This window comes from Hydrogenophaga sp. UC242_53 (assembly GCF_042696965.1).
Taxonomy (GTDB): domain Bacteria; phylum Pseudomonadota; class Gammaproteobacteria; order Burkholderiales; family Burkholderiaceae_C; genus Hydrogenophaga.
Genome location: NZ_CP170552.1, coordinates 3428812 through 3446235, shown reverse-complemented (window position 1 = coordinate 3446235; position 17424 = coordinate 3428812). Strand labels below are relative to the sequence as shown.

Genomic DNA, 17424 nt, shown 5'->3' with positions numbered 1-17424 from the left:
TCGCGAAACCGCCGGGGCCGTGGTGGCAATGGGGGTCGTGGATCAGGCGTAAGCGGCCAGCGCCTTGCGCATCTTCTTCATGGCCGCCACCTCGATCTGGCGCACGCGTTCGGCGCTCACGCCGTACTCGGCCGCCAGTTCGTGCAGCGTCATGCCGCCCGAACCGTCGTCGTTCACCTTGAGCCAGCGCTCGCTCACGATGCGGCGCGAGCGTTCGTCGAGTTCGCTCATGGCGCGCGCCACGCCTTCGGTGCGCCAGCGCATCGCGCTGGGCCGATTCGAGCACCGCGGTGGGTTCGTGGGTGGCGTCCGCAAGGTAAGCGATGGGGCCGAAGCTGTCTTCGCCGTCGTCGCCCGGGGCCGGGTCCAGCACCACGTCGCCGCCGGAGAGGCGCGTTTCCATTTCGCGCACTTCTTCGGGTTTCACGTTGAGTTCGCGGGCCATCACGCCCACTTCGCTGTCGGACAGCACCTCGCGGTGGGTGTCGCCATCGACCGCATCGGCACGGAAGCCCTGCTTGCGCGAGCGCAGGTTGAAGAACAGCTTGCGCTGGGCCTTGGTGGTGGCCAGCTTGACCATGCGCCAGTTCTTCAGGATGTATTCGTGGATCTCGGCCTTGATCCAGTGCATGGCGTAGCTCACCAGGCGCACGCCTTGGTCGGGGTCGAAGCGCTTGACGGCCTTCATCAGGCCGACATTGCCTTCCTGGATCAGGTCGCCATGGGGCAGGCCGTAGCCCAGGTACTGGCGCGAGATCGACACCACCAGGCGCAGGTGGGACATCACCAGCTGGCCGGCGGCGTCCAGGTCGTTGTCGTCGCGCAGGCGGCGGGCGGCCTGCTGCTCCTGCTCCAGCGTGAGCAGCGGCAGGCGGTTGACCGCGGAAATGTAGGCGTCCAGGTTGCCCAGGGGCGGCACGAGCGCCCACGGATTCGCCACGGCGATCGAGCCGGTGGTGGCGGTGGCAACAGGAGCAAGCGTGTGGGACATGTGAACCCTCCTCAGGTGTCTGCTAAGAATATTAGCACTCTCTAGGAGCGAGTGCTAAAGCAGAAGTTCCTTGCCCTTGGCCGGGTGCGGTTTTGCATTCACTGCCATTCAGTTCGTAAAAAGGTATTCATTTTTGGAGGTTGCGCCACGGCGACTGCAGGCCTTGGCCCGTGCACCGACAATCGGTCCATGCCCATTGCCATCAATTCCGACGAAGTGCTCACCCCGCCCGTGGCCGCTGCCACCGTGATGGTGGTGCGCGACGGGCCCGCTGGCCTGGAGGTGCTGCTCGTGCGCCGGCACGGCAATTCGGGCGTGCTCGGTGGCGTGCATGTCTTCCCGGGTGGCAAGCTGGACGCGGCCGACCGGCAGACCGACCCAGCGGCGCTGGACCGCCCCGCCACCACCTGCCTCGCTGGGCTGGGCGAACTCGGCCTGGATGTGGACACGGCCCTGGGCCTGCACGTGGCGGCGTTGCGCGAGACCTTCGAGGAATGCGGCCTGCTGCTGGGCCAGGCGAACGGCGCCAGGCACGTGCAGCCCGTGCGCGAGCAGACGGCCACCGGCATCGCGTTCGCTGCCGCCCTGCAGGCCCAGGGCCTGCCCATCCCCACGGCGTGTGTGCTGCCGTGGTCGCGCTGGGTCACGCCGCGCGTGCCTTCGGTGACCAACAAGCGCTTCGACACACGCTTCTTCGTGGCCGTGGCACCCGATGACCAGACGGTGGAGCACTGCGCCCACGAAGCGACGGAAGCCGTGTGGCTCTCGCCGCGCACTGGCCTGGAGCGCTACTGGGCCGGCGAGATCGACCTGGCGCCGCCGCAGATCATGAGCCTGAGCGAGCTCAGCCGCCTGGCCGACGTGGCGCAGGTGCTGGCCACGGCGCGCAGCCGCCCGCCCTCGCTGATCGAGCCCGAGCCGTTCGACGAGGACGGCCGGCGCGTGATCTGTTATCCCGGCGACCCGAGGCACAGCATCGCCACCCGGGTCTGGCCCGGCCCGACGCGCCTGCTGCACCGCAACCAGCGCTTCGAGCCCGAGAACGGCCTGGCCGCGCTGCTGGGCTGAACGGCAGGAACTCGCCTCCCTGAAAACCATCGAAATGGCTTGAGCCACCGAACAGGAGCTGTCCATGCGTTTGCGCTTGTGGTGTTTGATCGGTGCGGCCTTCCTGAGCGCGTGCGCCGGCTACGGACCGACGGCCGACATGGCCGGCCAGAACCGCGACCAGGTCGTGGCGCGGATGGGTCCGCCGGAAACCACGCGCCAGATCGACGGGGGCACCCGGCTGGAATATCCCCGTGGCCCTTATGGCTTGCACACCTGGTTCGTGGACCTCGATGCCTCGGGCCGCGTGGTCCGCTCGGAGCAGGTGCTGACCGAGGCACGTTTCACCCAGATCAACCCCGGCATGAGCGCCGACGAGGTTCGCGCCAGGCTGGGGCGCCCGGGCGAGGTGCAAGGGCTGGGGCGGGAGCGGGGCATGGTCTGGAGCTACCGCTTCGTGAACCCGTTCTGCCGCTGGTTCCAGGTCGAGATCTCCCTGGAGAACGTGGTGCGCTCAGCGGGTTATGGCGAGCCGCCGGAGTGCGTCCGACGGGAGCCGGTGTTCAATCGTTGACCGTGCCGAAACGATAGACCGTGGTGGCGCGGTAAGGCCGGCCGGGCGCCACGGTGTTCTGCGGCAGCGCCGGGCAGTTGGGGGCGTTGGGAAAATGCTGGGGCTCCAGGCAGACGGCCGAGCGGGGCCGGTGCCGCACGCCCCACTTGCCGAGGTCGGGGCGCTCCGCCACCCCGAGCTGGCCGGCGGTGTACACCTGCAGCAGCGGTTCGGTGGTCCACACGGCCAGGGTGCGGCCGCTGGTGTCGCTGCGCAGTTGCGCGCACGGGCGTGCGGCGGATGTGGGCAGGGGTTCCAGCACGTAGCTCAGGTCGATGTCGGGCAAATCACCCAGCACCTGAGCCGTGCGCAGGTCCTGCGGGTGGCCGTCGAGCGAGACCTGGGGCCCCGTGGCGATGCCGTCGGCCCCGGTGGCCAGCACCTCGCGCGAGCCGGGCACCTGCAGCACGTGGCCGTCGATGCGCTGGCCCTGGCCCACACCGTCGAGGTTGAAGTAGATGTGGCTGGTGAAGCTCGCGGGGCCGGGTGCGTCGAGCGCGGTGGCCGTGTGTTCGAGCACCAGCGCGTTGTCGTCGTCGAGCCGGTAGGTCAGCTGCAGGTCCAGGGTGCCAGGGAAACCGTCTTCGGCGGTGAGAAAACGGTGGTGCAGCTGCAGGGTCTGGGCGTCGGTCTGCGTGGCGTCGAACACGCGGTGGCGCGAGCCGCGCGGCCCGCCGTGGATGCAGTGCGCGCCCGCGTTGGGCGTGAGGTGGTGCTCGTGCCCATCGAGGGTGAAGCGCGCGCCGCCGATGCGCCCGGCGTAGCGGCCCACGAAAGCGCCCATGGAGGGTGAGCCGGTGATCACGTCGGCCAGCTGGTCGTAGCCCAGCGCCACGTCGTCCAGCGCGCCCGAGCGGTCGGGCACGACGATCTGCAGCACCTTGGCCCCGAGGTTGGTGATCGCCACCACCATGCCGCGCGCGTTGCGCAGGAAGAAGAGGGCGGTGGGCTGGCCGTCCACTTCGCCTTGGAAGCGCGCCGGGTCGAGCAGATAAGGGAATGCGGCAGGGTTCATCGGCCCTATTGTGGGCCGAGCGCGTGAATCAGCTCGCCCAGGCGCTCGCGCTCGGCGGGCTGCAGGTCGGTGAGCGGCGCGCGCACCGGGCCGGCGCCGCGGCCCACGATCTGAGCGCCGGCTTTCACGATGCTCACCGCGTAGCCAGCGCCCTTGTTGCGGATGTCGAGGTAGGGCATGAAGAAGGACTTCAGCAGGCGGTGCTGCGTGGCGTGGTCGTCGCGGCGCACCGCCTCGTAGAAGGCCATCGCCGTCTTCGGGATGAAGTTGAACACCGCCGACGAGTACACCGGGGTGCCCAGCGCCTTGTAGGCCGCCGCGTACACCTCGGCCGTGGGCAGGCCGCCCAGGTAGGAGAAACGATCGCCCATCTTCAGGTAGATCGACATCATGAGCTCGATGTCCCCGATGCCGTCCTTGAAGCCGATCAGGTTGGGGCAGCGCCCGGCCAGGATGGCGAGCGAGTCGGGCGTGAGCTTGCAGACGTTGCGGTTGTAGACGATCACGCCGAAGTCCACGCTCTTGCAGACCTGCTCCACGTGGGCGATCAGGCCGGCCTGGCTGGCTTCGGTGAGGTAGTGCGGCAACAGCAGCACGCCGTGCGCGCCCAGGCGCTCGGCCTCCTGCGCGTGCGCGATGGCGGTGCGGGTGGGCCCGCCCGCGCCCGCGATGATGGGCACCTTGCCGCGGCAGGTGGTCACCGCGGTGCCCACCACCTCGCTGTACTCGGCGCCCGAGAGCGAGAAGTACTCGCCGGTGCCACCCGCGGCGAACAGCGCGCTGGCCCCATAGGGCGCGAGCCACTCCAGGCGCTCGGCATAGCCTCGGGCGTTGAAGTCGCCCTGCGCATCGAAGTCGGTCAAGGGGAAGGACAGCAGGCCGCTGCCGACGATGGATTGGAGTTCCTGGGGGTTCACGGGGCAGCTCAGTCCAGTTTGATGTTGGCCTCGGCGACGACCGCGCCCCAGCGCTTGCGTTCGGCGTCGAAGAAGCGGTCCTGCTCGGCCGACTGCATGGTCACCACCTCGGCGCCCTGGCCGGTCAGGCGGGCGCGCACGTCGGGGCTGCGGATGGCCTTGATCAGCTCGGCGTTCAGGCGCGCGATGAGCGCGGCCGGTGTGCCGTTGGCCACCAGCACGCCCTGCCAGGTGCCGGACTCGAAGTCCTTGACGCCCTGTTCGGCCAGCGTCGGCACCTCGCCCACCAGCGGCATGCGCGTCTTCTTGGAGATGCCCAGCACCTTGAGCCGGCCGCTCTGCACGTGCGGCAGCGTCGCCAGCATCCCGTTCATGATGACCTGGGTCTGGCCGGCCACCGTGTCGGTCACGGCCTGCGAGCCGCCCTTGTAGGGCACATAGGTCCACTTGGCGCCGGTGGCGCGCTCCACGGCCACGCCGGCCACGTGCGGCGCGCTGCCCACGGCCGTCACCGCGAAGTTCAGGTCGGTGGTCTTGGACAGGGCCACCAGTTCCTTGAGGTTGTTGGCCTTGACGGAGGGGTGCACGGCCAGCATGTGCGGCGAGTACGCCAGCATGGTCACGCCGCGCAGGTCCTTGCTCGGGTCGAACGAGAGCTTGGTGTAGACCGCCGGGCTGATGGCCAGCGCGCCCACGTCGCACAGCAGCACGGTGTGGCCGTCGGGCGCGGATTTCGCCACCAGATCGGCCCCCAGGTTGCCGTTGGCGCCAGGCCGGTTCTCCACGATCACCGGCTGCCCCAGGCTGTCGGACAGCGGCTGGCTGATGGCGCGCGCGATGATGTCCGAGGAGCCGCCCGGCGGGTAGGGCACGATGATCTTCAGCGGCTTGTTCGGAAAGCCCTGCGCGTGCGCGGCGGGCAGGCCGGTCACGGCGAGCGCGGCGGACGAGGCGAGCAGCTGTCGGCGGTTGATGGACATGGTGATCTCTCCTTGAAGGGGTTTACTTCACGAGGCCGGGCAGCCAGAGCGAGAACGCGGGCACGTAGGTGACCAGCATCAGGCAGATGCCCAGCGCGCCGTAGAACGGTGCGATGGTGCGCATCACCTGGCCGACCGAGATGCCGCCGATGGCGCAGCCCACGAACTGCACCGAACCCACGGGCGGGGTGTTGAGACCGAGCGCGCAGTTGATCAGCATCACGATGCCGAACTGCGTCGGGTCCATGCCGAACTGCATCGCGATCGGCATGAAGATCGGCGTGCAGATCAGGATGGTGGCCGCCATGTCCAGGAAGGTGCCGAGCACGAACAGCAGCAGGTTGATCATGAGGAAGATCACCCAGGGCTTGTCCGACACCGACTTCATGAGTTCGCCGGTGAGCTGCGGCACTTCGTAGAGCGCCATGAAGTAGCCGAAGGCGGCCGAGATGCCGATCAGCAGCAGCACCACGCCGGTGGTCTTGCAGGCCTTGGCGCAGGCTTTCAGGAAGTTGTGCCAGGACAGCGTGCGATACACCAGCACGGTGATCGCCAATGCCCAGGCCACCGCGATGGAGGCCGACTCGGTGGCGGTGAACGCGCCCGAGAGAATGCCGGCGAGGATGATCACGATCACCAGCAGGCCCGGCAGCGCGGCGCCGAAGGCGCGCAGCACCTCGCCCCAGCCGGGGAACTTGCCGTGCGTGGGGTAACCGCGCTTGACGGCCACGTAGTAGGCCGCGCCCAGGTTGCAGATCGTGAGGATCAGCGCCGGGATCAGGCCGGCCAGGATCAGGCTGAGCACGCTCACCGAGGCGATGCCCGAGGTGGCCAGCGTGAAGATGATCATGTTGTGCGAGGTCGGCATGATGGCGCCGACCAGCGAGGCGTGGGTGGTGACGTTGACCGCGTAGTCCGCGTCGTAGCCCTCCTTCTTCATCAGCGGGATCATCACCGAGCCGATGGCCGAGACGTCGGCCAGCGGCGAGCCGGCCACGCCGCCGAACAGCGTGCAGCCCACCACGTTGCTCATGCCCAGGCCGCCGCGCACGTGGCCCACCAGGCTGTTGGCGAAGCGCACGATGCGGTCGGCGATGCCGCCGTACAGCATCAGCTCACCGGCGAACACGAAGAAGGGGATGGCCAGGAAGCTGAACACCTGCATGCCGCCGACCATCTTCTGGAACACCACCGCCACCGGCAGGCCGGCCACGAGGATGGTGGCGACCGAGGACAGGCCGATGGCGAAGGCCACCGGCACGCCGAGGATCAGGAACAGGGTGAAGCTCAACCCCAGGACAGTCAGTTCCATGCGGGCTCCACGAGGGTGCCGCGGATCAGCGCGACGATGTGTTCGATCGAGAACAGCACGATGAGCGCGCCGGCGATCACGATGGGCAGGTAGTCGATGCCGTCGGGCACCGGCAGCATGGGTTTCTTCTCGCCCCACTTGGCGGTCATCCACAGCCAGCCGCTCTGCACCATGAGCGCGCCGAAGACCGCCACCAGGGCGTGGATCACGTACTCGATGCGGCGCTGCCAGCGCAGGGGCAGCAGGCTCACCAGCGATTCCAGGCCGATGTGGCCCGCGTCGCGCACGCCCACGGCCAGGCCGAAGGCGGTGACGAAGAGCACCAGCAGCATCGCCAGGGCCTCGGCCCAGGTGGGCGTGTCGTTGAAGACGTAGCGGCCGATCACCTGCCACTGCACGCACAGGACGACCGCGATCAGCCCGGCCACGGCCAGCATCAGGCACAGCTTGGACAAGCCGGCACACAATTTGGTGAACATGGGAAACCTTGCTCCCCCGCCCGCCGGAGCGGACGAGGGCTGGAGGAGAGGGATGGAAAAAGAGGACGCCGTTTACTTGGTGTCCTGGATCGCCTTGACCAGGCGCTTCATGTCCGGCGTGGTCATGAACTTCTCGTACACCGGGCCCATCACGGCCTGGAAGGACTTCTTGTCGACCTCGACGATCTCGGCGCCGGCGGCCTTCACGTTGGCGAGCGACTTGGCTTCCTGCTCGTCCCACTTCTGGCGCTCGAACGCGACCGACTCCTTGGCGGCGGCGCGGATCATGTCCTGCTCGGCCTTGGGCAGCTTGTCGTAGACCACCTTGGACATCACCAGGATCTCGGGCGCCATCGAGTGCTCGGTCTTGGAATAGATCTTCACGGCCTCGACGTGCTTGGCGGTGTCGAACGAGGGGATGTTGTTCTCGGCGGCGTCGATCAGGCCGGTCTTCAGGCCGGTGTAGACCTCGCCATACGGCATGGGCGTGGCGTTGGCGCCCATGGCGCTGACCAGCGCGACCCACAGGTCGGACTGCTGCACGCGGATCTTCAGGCCCTTGGCATCGGCCACGGTCTTGATCGGCTTCTTGGCGTAGATGGAGCGCGCGCCGCTGTCGTAGAAGGCCAGGCCGATGAAGCCGGCCGACTCGCAGCTCTTGAGGATCTCGTCGCCCACCGGGCCGTCCAGCGACTTGCGCATGTGCGCGATGGAGCTGAACAGGAAGGGCATGGTCGGCACCTGGGTCAGCGGGCAGATGGCGTTCATCGGGCCCACGTTGACGCGCGTGAAGTCCAGCGCGCCGATCTTCACCTGGTCGATCGTTTCCTTCTCGCTGCCCAGTGCCTGCTTGTTGAAGACCTTGATCTTGTGCTTGCCGCCGCTCTTCTTCTCCAGCAGCTCGCTCATGTGTTTCACGGCGGCCACGGTGGGGTAGTCGTCGGCGTTGTGCGTGTCGGCCGAGCGGAACTCGGTGGCCTGGGCCGCGAGGGCGGCACAGGCGGCCACGATGGTCAGGAGGGGTTTGATGTTCATGTCGTCCTCAGCGCTTTCGGTTGGGTGGTTGAAAACAGGGGCTTGGGCCTGGGGGCCTCTTGTGGGAATGCAGGGCTCAGAAAATCGTGCAGGTGGGTTCGGGCAGCCCGCGCACGCCGGGGCGCAGCGCGAACACGCCGCCCGCCAGCGGTTGGTCGGACAGGTCGCCACCGGGCCGGATGGAGGTGACGAACAAGGTGTCGAGCCCGCTGCCGCCGAAGGCGCACATGGCGGGCTTCTTCACCGGCACGGCGAGCGATCGGTCGAGCCGGCCGTCGGGCGTGAAGCGGTGCACCAGGCCGGCGTCGTTGCCGCAGATCCAGTAGCCGCCGTCTTCGTCCACCGCCGCGCCATCGGGCCGGCCGGGCAGGGCCTTCATGTCGACCCAGGCGCGCGGGTGGTGCGGCGTGCCGCTGTCGGTGTCGTACTCGTAGGCCCAGATGGTCTGCACGCTGGGGTGCGAGTCCGAGAGGTACATGGTCTTGCCATCGGGGCTGAAGGCCATGCCGTTGGGCGTGATGAAACCGCCCTGCAGCGCGCGCAGCGCGGCGCCGTCGAAGGCGTACAGGCTGCCCGCGGGCGCGGCCAGCGACATGTCCATCACCATGGTGCCGGCGCGCAGCCGGCCCTGGCGGTCGCAGCGGCCGTCGTTGAAGCGCATGCCGCCCTGCGGGTGCCGCACGCGGGCGCGCGCTTCCTGGGTGAGCGTGCCGTCGTCCTGCGGCGTGAGCACCGCCACGCCGGTTTCCATGGCGGCCACCCAGCGGCCGTGCGGCGTCGCTTCGCTGCCGGCGGCCAACGCCATGCAACCGGCCATCTCGGGCGTGGCCCACTGGCGCGATTGCCCGGTGGCCGCGTTCCAGCACCAGAGCGCGCGGCCGGGAATGTCCAGCCAGAACAGGGATTGGCGCTGCGCGTCCCACACCGGGCTCTCGCCCACGCCGTTGCGCGCGTCGAGCACCAGTTCGGCCTGCGTGGTCATGGTGGGCGTGCCGTTCAGAACGGGCCGGCCTTGACGAAGCCACCGCCCTGGTAGATCGCGGCGGGGTCGTTCAGGTCGGGTGCGCTGGTGCGCGCGAAGACGGCCTCGCGGAACACGTCCGAGGTGTCCCGGGGCACGTAGCCCACGTGGCGCGCGCGGCTGTTGTCCCACCAGGTCACGGCGTTGTCGGACATGCCGAACACGATGCTGTGGCCCAGCACCGGCGTGCTCAGGCAGGCGCTGATGAGGCGGTGCAGGTCGTCGAAGCTCAGCCAGGTGGCGAGCATGCGGCGGTCCCTGGGCTCGGCGAACGAGGAGCCGATGCGCACGCAGGCGGTCTCGATGCCGTGGCGGTCGTAGTACAGGCGCGCCAAGTCCTCGCCGAAAGCCTTGCTCAGGCCGTAGAAGCCGTCGGGCCGGGCCGGGTGGTCGGCGTGGATGGTCTCGCTTTGCTTGTAGAAGCCGGTCACGTGGTTGGAGCTGGCGAACACGATGCGCTTGACACCGTGCCGCCGCGCGGCCTCGTACAGGTGGTACGCGCCCAGGATGTTGGCCTGCAGGATGGCGGCGAAGGGCGCCTCCACCGAGATGCCGCCCATGTGCACGATGGCGTCGCAGCCGCTCACCATGGCGTCGACCTCTTCCGCGTTGGCCAGGTCGGCCAGCGCGATTTCCTCGCCGGCCTGTGCCGAGCCCAGGTCGGCGCGGTCCGAGAGGCGCAGCACTTCGCAATTGCGCTTGAGGCGATTGCGCAGGGCGGTGCCCAGGCCGCCGGCGGCGCCGGTGAGCAGCAGGCGGTGGTGGGTTTTGAGAATGACGTCCATGGTGTGTGCGGTCTTGTCTCGAAGGGCTTGGACTTTCGCGAGGGGTTTGCTACAGTCCGTCCATCTTGTTGTCTGTTGTCGGTTGTCAGACAACTTGGGCGAATTGTGTGAACGCCACAATGGCGTGTCAAGGAAAAAACAATGCTCCCCGTGAAAACCCTAGGAGACGAGGCGATGCCGATGGCAGCGCCGCCACCGCGCCCCCGCCGGCAGCGCGGCCTGGTGCCCGAAATCGTCGATACGCTGACGGCCGATGTGCGCGAAGGCCGCCTTCAGACGGGCGACAAGCTGCCCACCGAATCCGAGCTGATGGCCCGTTTCGCGGTCAGCCGCACCGTGGTGCGCGAGGCCATCTCGCGCCTGCAGGCCTCGGGCCAGGTGGAGACGCGCCACGGCATCGGCACCTTCGTGATGGCGCCGCCCGAGCAAAGCAACTTCCGCGTCGCGCCGGAGGACTTCGCCACCGTGGCCGACGTCATCTCGCTGCTGGAGCTGCGCATCAGCCTGGAGAGCGAGGCCGCGAGCCTGGCCGCGCAGCGCCGCGACGACGGCCACTTGCACAACATGGCCGCCGCGCTCGCGGCCTTCGAGGCCTCCATCGACGACGTCTCCGACGCCGTGCCCTCGGACTTCCAGTTCCACATGGAAGTGGCGCGCGCCACCGGCAACCGCCACTTCGCCGACCTCATGACCTACCTGGGCACGATGATCATTCCGCGCACCCGCCTCAACACCGCCAGCAGCGCGCCCGAAGGCCGCCTGGCCTACCTGCGGCGCGTGCACGGCGAGCACCAGAGCATCTACAACGCGATCCGCCTGCGCGAGCCCGAGGCCGCTCGCCAGGCCATGCGCCTGCACCTCTCCAACAGCCGCGAACGCCTGCGCCGCGCCCAACCCGACAGCCCGGCATGACGGACCGCCTCGGCGGCGCGGCCTTCTTCAGCCGGCCACGCAACGTGGTGCTGCTCGCCACCCTGTGCTGCCTGCTCTGGGGCAGCGCCTACCCGGCCATCAAGAGCGGCTATGCGCTGCTGGCCATCGGCCGCGACGACACGGCCTCGCAACTCGTGTTCGCGGGCTGGCGCTTCCTGCTCGCCGGCGTGCTGCTGCTCGGCATCGCGCGCGCCATCGGGCGGCCGGTGTTCGCGTTGCCGCGCGCCAGCATCGGGCGCATCGCCTTGCTCGGCCTGGCGCAGACCTCGCTGCAATACGTGTTCTTCTACGTCGGCCTGGCCCACACCACCGGCGTCAAGGCGTCCATCCTCAACGCCACCGGCACCTTCTTCAGCGTGCTCCTGGCGCACTTCATCTACCACAACGACCGGCTGGACCACCGCAAGGCACTGGGCTGTCTGGTGGGCTTCGCGGGCGTGATGGCGGTGAACCTGCGGAGCGGCGGCCAGGGGCTGGACGCGGGTTTCACGCTGCTGGGCGAGGGCTTCATCGTCATCGCGGCCTTCGTGCTCTCGGCCGCGAGCATCTACGGCAAGCGCCTGTCGCAGCGGATCGACGCCATGGTCATGACCGGCTACCAGCTGGCCATCGGCGGCCTGGCGCTGCTGCTGGCGGGCCACGCCTTCGGCGGCGCACTGCACGGCATGTCGCTTGCGCCGGCCGTGCTGCTGCTCTACATGGCCGTGCTCTCGGCGGTGGCCTTCGCGCTGTGGGCCGCGCTGCTGAAATACAACCGCGTCGGCATGGTCTCGGTGTTCAACTTCCTCATTCCGGTGTTCGGCGCGCTGCTCTCCGCGCTGTTCCTGGGCGAGCAGATCCTGGCCTGGCGCAATGCCGTGGCCCTGCTGCTGGTGTGCGGCGGCATCTGGCTCGTCACCACCGACCGGCGCCCACCGGCCAGCGCCACCACCCCGGCGGGTTGACCGCCGCGCCAGCGGCGCTACAGTGCCCTTTCGCCAACGCGGCGCCGGGTGGTCTGGTGCCGCACCAGCCAAAGGGGTTGTCATGACGTGGTTGATCATCGGCCTGGTGTTGTTCCTGGGTGTGCACTCGGTGTCCATCGTTTCGCCGCAAGGCCGCGACGCGCTGGCCGGGCGCATGGGCGAAGGCGGCTACAAGGGCGCGTACGCGCTGGTCTCCTTCGTCGGCCTGGCGCTGATCGTCTGGGGCTACGGCCTCGCGCGCCAGGCCCCGGTGCTGCTCTACACGCCGCCCACCGGCCTGCGCCACCTGGCGCTGCTGCTGATGTTGCCGGTGTTCGTGCTGCTGTTCGCGGCCTACCTGCCCGGGCGCATCCAGCGCGCGGCGAAACACCCCATGCTGCTGGCCGTGAAGTGCTGGGCGCTGGCCCACCTGCTGGCCAATGGCACGCTGGCCGATGTGCTGCTGTTCGGCGGTTTTCTGGCCTGGGCCGTGGCCGACCGCATCTCGGTCAAGCGCCGCGCGGCGGCCGGCCTGTTGCGCAGCCCGCCCGCGCTGCCCGGCAGCACGGCCAACGACGCGATCGCCCTGGTCGGCGGGTTGGCGGTCTACCTCCTCTTCGTGTTCTGGGCCCACGCCTGGCTGTTCGGCGTGCGCCCCATGGGCGGCTGACGGGGAACCCTGAGCGGTTCGCGCGCACCAACCGCCTTGCCGCCTCTTTTTCCGCCATCCCTTCCACACCACCATGACCCGTCCCTTCACCGCCCCCCTGCTGCCCCTGTGCGCCCTCCTGGGCACGCTGCTTGCCCCTGCCGCGCATGCACAAGCGCCCGCTGTCACCACCGAAGTCGTCGCGCGCGGCCTGCACAACCCCTGGGCGGTGGCCTTCATCGGCGAGGGCCGCATGCTGGTGACCGAGCGGCCCGGCCGCATGCGCGTGATCGGCACCGACGGCCGCGTGGGTGAGCCCCTGAAGGGCGTGCCCGACGTGGACGCGGTGGGGCAGGGCGGCCTGCTCGATCTGGTGACCGACCGCGACTTCGCGCGCAACCGCACGGTGCACTTCTGCTACGCCGAGCCCGGCGCGATGGGCATGCGCAACTCCACCGCGCTGGCCTCGGCGCGCCTCTCGGCCGATGCCCGGTCGCTGGAGAACGTGAAAGTCATCTTCAGCCAGCAACCCAAGGTGAGCAGCCGGCTGCACTTCGGTTGCCGCATCGCGCAGGCCGAGGATGGCAGCCTGTTCCTGGCCCTTGGTGACCGTTTCCAGCGCATGGCCGATGCGCAGACGCTGGACAACCACCATGGCAAGGTGGTGCGCGTGCGCCCCGATGGCCGCGCGCACCCCGACAACCCCTTCATCGGCCGCGCCGGCGCCCTGCCCGAGATCTGGAGCCTGGGCCACCGCAACGTGCAGGGCGCGGCGATCGGCCCCGATGGCCGCCTCTGGACCATCGAACACGGCCCGCAGGGCGGCGACGAACTCAACCGCACCGACGCCGGCAAGAACTACGGCTGGCCCGTCATCACCTACGGCGAGAACTACGGCGGCGGTCAGATCGGCGACGGCCTCACCAGCAAGGACGGTCTGGAGCAGCCACTGCTGTACTGGAAACCTTCCATCGCGCCCTCGGGCATGGCCTTCGTGAAAGGCGGCCCCTATGGCAAGGACTGGCAGGGCAACCTGCTGGTGGGCTCGCTCAAGTTCCAGTACCTCGTGCGCCTCGTGATGGACGGCGACCGCGTGGCGCGCGAAGAAAAACTGCTGCCCCAACTGGCCCAGCGCGTGCGCGACGTGCGCCAGGGCCCGGACGGCTTCATCTACCTCCTCACCGACGACCGCGACGGCCAGCTGTTGCGGCTCAAGCCCGGAAGCTGACACCATGAACCCCACGCCCCGACCGGTTGCCCCACAGCGTTCTTCCGACCCACGGCCCAACCGCGCGGGGCTCGCGCGCCACTACGCATCGGTGCGCGAACGCAGCCGCGCGCTCGCCGCGCCGCTCTCGCCCGAGGACTGCCAGGCCCAGTCCATGCCCGATGCCAGCCCGACCAAATGGCACCTCGCGCACGTCACGTGGTTCTTCGAGACCTTCGTGCTCGAACGCTTCGAGCAGGGCTTCAAGCCGTTCGACCCCGCGTTCCGCGTGCTCTTCAACAGCTACTACCAAGGCGTCGGCGAACCCTTCTCGCGACCGCAGCGCGGCCTGCTCACGCGGCCCGACCTCGCCACCGTGTGGCAGTGGCGCGAGCAGGTGGACGCGCGCATCGCCCACGTCATCGAACACACCGACAGCGCGGACGCGCTGCGCCTAATCGAACTCGGCCTGCACCACGAGCAGCAGCACCAGGAACTGCTGCTCACCGACGTGAAGCACCTGCTGTCCATCAACCCCTTGCGCCCGGTCTACCAGCGCCACTGGCCGCTGGTGTCCGTGACCACGGTGGCGCCGCGCTGGGTCGAGCAAGCCGGTGGCCTGGTCGAGATCGGCCACGCGGGCGAGGGCTTCGCATTCGACAACGAGCTGCCGCGCCATCGCCAGTGGCTGGAGCCTTACGCCCTCATGAACCGGCAGGTGACGCACGGCGAGTGGTGGGCCTTCGTGCAGGACGGTGGCTACACCGAGCCGCGCTGGTGGCTCGCCGCCGGCTGGGACTGGGTGCGGGCCCAGGGCCTGCGCGCGCCGCTGTACTGGACGCTGCCGTCGCAAGCCTCCGCGGCCTTGCCCACCGTGTTCACGCTGCATGGTGAAGCGCCGCTGGACCCGCACACCCCGGTCACGCACATCAGCCACTTCGAGGCCGACGCCTTCGCGCGCTGGGCCGTCGCCACGCACACCGAGTGGCAGGGCGCCCGCCTGCCCACCGAGGCCGAATGGGAGGCCGCGGCGGCCGGGCTGCCCGTGCAGGGCAACCTGCAGGAAGGCGGTGCGCTGCATCCCTTGCCCGCGCGCGCCGCCGGTGACGGCCTGCTGCAGATGTACGGCGACGTGTGGGAGTGGACCAGCAGCAGCTACAACGCCTACCCCGGCTACCAGCCCGCCGAAGGCGCGGTCGGCGAGTACAACGGCAAATTCATGATCAACCAGTACGTGCTGCGCGGCGGCTCGTGCGCCACGCCGGCGTCGCACCTGCGCGCCAGTTACCGCAATTTCTTCCCCACCGACGCGCGCTGGCAGTTCAGCGGCCTGCGGCTGGCGCGAAGCGCCTAGGAGACTTCCCATGCGATACATCGACCAGGCGCCGCACTTTGTCCAGCTGCACCACCCGCGCCCCGGCGCCACGCACCCGGAACTCATTGCCGGCCTGCTGGCGACACCGGCGCGCATCGCGCCCAAGTTCTTCTATGACGCATTGGGCTCGCGCCTGTTCGATGCCATCACCGAACTGCCCGAGTACTACCCCACCCGCACCGAGGCCGCCGTGTTCGCCGAGCATGGCGCCGACATGGCGCGCCACGTGCCCGAGGGCGCGGTGCTGGTCGATCTGGGCGCAGGCAGCTGCGCCAAGGCCGCGCGCCTGTTCCCCGTGCTGCAGCCCTCGGCCTATGTGCCGGTGGACATCTCGGTGGACTACCTGCGCGACACGCTCGCGGCCCTGCAGCAGCGCCACGCCGACCTGCCCATGCTCGGCCTGGGCATGGACTTCTCCACGCGCTTCGCGCTGGGCGCCGACGCCACCACCTGGCTGAGCGAACGCGCATTGGCGCAGCAGCCGCGCGTGGTGTTCTACCCCGGCTCCAGCATCGGCAACTTCCTGCCCGACGAGGCCCTGGCCCTGCTGTGCCAGGCGCACGCGGTGTGCGAAGCCGGCGGCACCGGCGGCGGCCTGCTGATCGGCGTGGACCGCGTCAAACCGCGCGCCGTGCTCGAACCTGCTTACGACGATGCGCTGGGCGTGACCGCGGCCTTCAACCGCAACCTGCTGCGGCACGTGAACCGCCTGCTCGCCGCCGACTTCGCGCCCGCCGCGTGGCAGCACGTGGGGCTGTACAACGCGGACGAATCGCGCATCGAGATGCACCTGCAATCCATCGGCGCGCAGACCGTGCGCTGGCCCGGCGGCGAGCGCCGCTTCGCCGATGGCGAGCGCCTGCACACCGAGAATTCGTACAAGTGGATACCCGAGGATTTCGAGACGCTGCTGCGCGAAGCCGGCTTCGGCGCGCCCCGGCACTGGACGGACGCCAATGGGTGGTTCAGTGTGTTCTGGGCGCCGGCCTGATCCGTTCGCCTCGGTTTCGGTGAGGCCGGTGGCTGCCGCACAATGGCGGCATGACCACTCCCATCTCCTCATCCCCCCGCGCAGAACCCCGCCTCACCAGCCTCTCGCACGGTGGTGGCTGCGGCTGCAAGATCGCGCCCGGCGTGCTCAGCGACATCCTCAAGGGCACCAGCGCGATGCCCATCCCCAAGGAACTGCTGGTCGGCATCGAGACCGCCGACGACGCGGCGGTCTACCAGCTCAACGATGAGCAGGCGCTGATCGCCACCACCGATTTCTTCATGCCCATCGTCGACGACCCCTTCGACTTCGGGCGCATCGCCGCCACCAACGCCATCAGCGACGTGTACGCCATGGGCGGCACGCCCATCATGGCGCTGGCGCTGGTGGGCATGCCGATCAACGTGCTCTCCACCGAGACCATCGGCCGGATCCTGGCGGGTGGCCAGAGCGTGTGCCAGGCCGCCGGCATCCCGATCGCGGGTGCGCACACCATCGATTCCGTCGAGCCCATCTACGGACTGGTCGCGCTGGGCCTGGTGCACCCGAAACGCGTCAAGCGCAACGCCGACGCGCGCGTGGGCGACCGCCTGGTGCTGGGCAAACCGCTGGGCGTGGGCGTGCTGTCGGCCGCGCTCAAGAAGGATGCGCTGCCGGCCGTGGGCTACGCGCAGATGATCGAGCACACCACCAAGCTCAACACCGCCGGCCCCGACCTCGCCGCGCTGGAGGGCGTGCACGCGCTGACCGATGTGACGGGCTTCGGCCTGGCCGGCCATGCGCTGGAGATGGCGCGCGGCTCGGCCACCACGGTGCGCGTGGACATGGCCCGCGTGCCGCTGATCGAAGGCGTGCGCGGCCTGGCCTCGGCCGGCATGGTCACGGGGGCCTCGGGGCGCAACTGGGCCGCCTACGGCCATGAGGTGCGGCTGGGTGCCGGCCTGCAGCCGGTGGACCAGGCGCTGCTGAGCGACCCGCAGACCAGCGGCGGCCTGCTCGTGGCCTGCGCGCCCGAGGCCGTGGCCGACGTGCTGGCCGTGTTTCACCGCCACGGCTTCGGCGCGGCGGCCGAGATCGGCGAGGTCGTGGCGTCGAGCGCCGACGGCGCGCGCCTGCGGGTGGATTGAATG

At 69.3% G+C, this 17424-nt stretch carries 17 protein-coding genes and 1 pseudogene; 9 read left to right on the top strand and 9 right to left on the bottom strand.

Annotation, left to right across the window (positions count from 1 at the left end):
* Positions 1-42 precede the first annotated feature (42 nt).
* Positions 43-991 (bottom strand): annotated as a pseudogene (gene rpoH / locus ACFJI0_RS17390) (RNA polymerase sigma factor RpoH).
* Between the two features lie 189 nt (positions 992-1180).
* Here rpoH and ACFJI0_RS17385 point away from each other — a divergent pair.
* Positions 1181-2059 (top strand): NUDIX hydrolase, encoded by an 879-nt coding sequence (locus tag ACFJI0_RS17385; RefSeq protein WP_382321435.1) that lies wholly within the window; start codon positions 1181-1183, stop codon positions 2057-2059.
* 64 nt (positions 2060-2123) lie between these two features.
* Positions 2124-2612, top strand: coding sequence for a hypothetical protein (locus ACFJI0_RS17380; RefSeq protein ID WP_382321433.1), 489 nt, complete (start codon positions 2124-2126; stop codon positions 2610-2612).
* On the opposite strand, the gene ACFJI0_RS17375 is transcribed toward ACFJI0_RS17380, so the two are convergent.
* The 8 genes from ACFJI0_RS17375 to ACFJI0_RS17340 form a co-directional block, all read right to left on the bottom strand.
* The gene (locus ACFJI0_RS17375) at positions 2602-3666 is read right to left on the bottom strand and encodes an aldose epimerase family protein (RefSeq protein ID WP_382321431.1); all 1065 of its coding nucleotides are present in this window, start codon (positions 3664-3666) and stop codon (positions 2602-2604) included. The two genes, ACFJI0_RS17380 and ACFJI0_RS17375, sit on opposite strands and share 11 nt — an antisense overlap.
* Positions 3667-3671: 5 nt before the next feature.
* The gene (kdgD, locus tag ACFJI0_RS17370; RefSeq protein ID WP_382321429.1) at positions 3672-4583 is read right to left on the bottom strand and encodes a 5-dehydro-4-deoxyglucarate dehydratase; all 912 of its coding nucleotides are present in this window, start codon (positions 4581-4583) and stop codon (positions 3672-3674) included.
* 8 nt (positions 4584-4591) lie between these two features.
* On the bottom strand, positions 4592-5563 hold the full coding sequence (locus ACFJI0_RS17365; protein WP_382321427.1) for a Bug family tripartite tricarboxylate transporter substrate binding protein: 972 nt from the start codon (positions 5561-5563) through the stop codon (positions 4592-4594).
* Positions 5564-5585: 22 nt separating this feature from the next.
* Positions 5586-6875 carry a TRAP transporter large permease gene (locus ACFJI0_RS17360; RefSeq protein ID WP_382155221.1) on the bottom strand — a complete coding sequence of 430 codons (1290 nt, stop codon included), beginning with the start codon at positions 6873-6875 and terminating at the stop codon, positions 5586-5588.
* Positions 6866-7354, bottom strand: a complete 489-nt coding sequence (locus tag ACFJI0_RS17355) for a TRAP transporter small permease (protein WP_382321425.1) — start codon at positions 7352-7354, stop codon at positions 6866-6868. Before ACFJI0_RS17355 ends, ACFJI0_RS17360 begins: the two co-directional genes overlap by 10 nt.
* 72 nt (positions 7355-7426) lie before the next feature.
* Positions 7427-8389: a TRAP transporter substrate-binding protein gene (locus tag ACFJI0_RS17350; RefSeq protein ID WP_382321422.1), complete on the bottom strand. Its 963-nt coding sequence runs from the start codon at positions 8387-8389 to the stop codon at positions 7427-7429.
* A 76-nt stretch (positions 8390-8465) separates the two neighbouring features.
* Entirely contained in the window at positions 8466-9371 is a 906-nt protein-coding gene (locus ACFJI0_RS17345) for an SMP-30/gluconolactonase/LRE family protein (RefSeq protein WP_382321419.1), read from the bottom strand.
* A gap of 14 nt (positions 9372-9385) precedes the next feature.
* The gene (locus ACFJI0_RS17340) at positions 9386-10195 is read right to left on the bottom strand and encodes an NAD-dependent epimerase/dehydratase family protein (protein ID WP_382321416.1); all 810 of its coding nucleotides are present in this window, start codon (positions 10193-10195) and stop codon (positions 9386-9388) included.
* 141 nt (positions 10196-10336) lie between these two features.
* On the opposite strand from ACFJI0_RS17340, the gene ACFJI0_RS17335 reads away from it, so the two are divergent.
* The 7 genes from ACFJI0_RS17335 to selD all read left to right on the top strand — a co-directional run bounded on the left by ACFJI0_RS17335 (position 10337) and on the right by selD (position 17421).
* Positions 10337-11107 (top strand): FadR/GntR family transcriptional regulator, encoded by a 771-nt coding sequence (locus ACFJI0_RS17335; RefSeq protein ID WP_382321414.1) that lies wholly within the window; start codon positions 10337-10339, stop codon positions 11105-11107.
* A complete protein-coding gene (locus ACFJI0_RS17330) occupies positions 11104-12072 on the top strand; it encodes a DMT family transporter (RefSeq protein ID WP_382321412.1) in 969 nt (322 codons plus the stop codon). Before ACFJI0_RS17335 ends, ACFJI0_RS17330 begins: the two co-directional genes overlap by 4 nt.
* A gap of 82 nt (positions 12073-12154) precedes the next feature.
* Complete coding sequence (locus ACFJI0_RS17325; RefSeq protein ID WP_382321410.1) at positions 12155-12742, top strand: NnrU family protein; 588 nt, start codon at positions 12155-12157, stop codon at positions 12740-12742.
* Between the two features lie 73 nt (positions 12743-12815).
* Entirely contained in the window at positions 12816-13949 is a 1134-nt protein-coding gene (locus ACFJI0_RS17320) for a PQQ-dependent sugar dehydrogenase (protein ID WP_382155238.1), read from the top strand.
* 4 nt (positions 13950-13953) lie between these two features.
* The gene (gene egtB, locus ACFJI0_RS17315; protein ID WP_382321408.1) at positions 13954-15282 is read left to right on the top strand and encodes an ergothioneine biosynthesis protein EgtB; all 1329 of its coding nucleotides are present in this window, start codon (positions 13954-13956) and stop codon (positions 15280-15282) included.
* 10 nt (positions 15283-15292) lie between these two features.
* Entirely contained in the window at positions 15293-16294 is a 1002-nt protein-coding gene (gene egtD / locus ACFJI0_RS17310) for an L-histidine N(alpha)-methyltransferase (RefSeq protein WP_382321406.1), read from the top strand.
* A gap of 50 nt (positions 16295-16344) precedes the next feature.
* Positions 16345-17421, top strand: a complete 1077-nt coding sequence (gene selD, locus ACFJI0_RS17305; protein ID WP_382321404.1) for a selenide, water dikinase SelD — start codon at positions 16345-16347, stop codon at positions 17419-17421.
* Positions 17422-17424 lie beyond the last annotated feature (3 nt).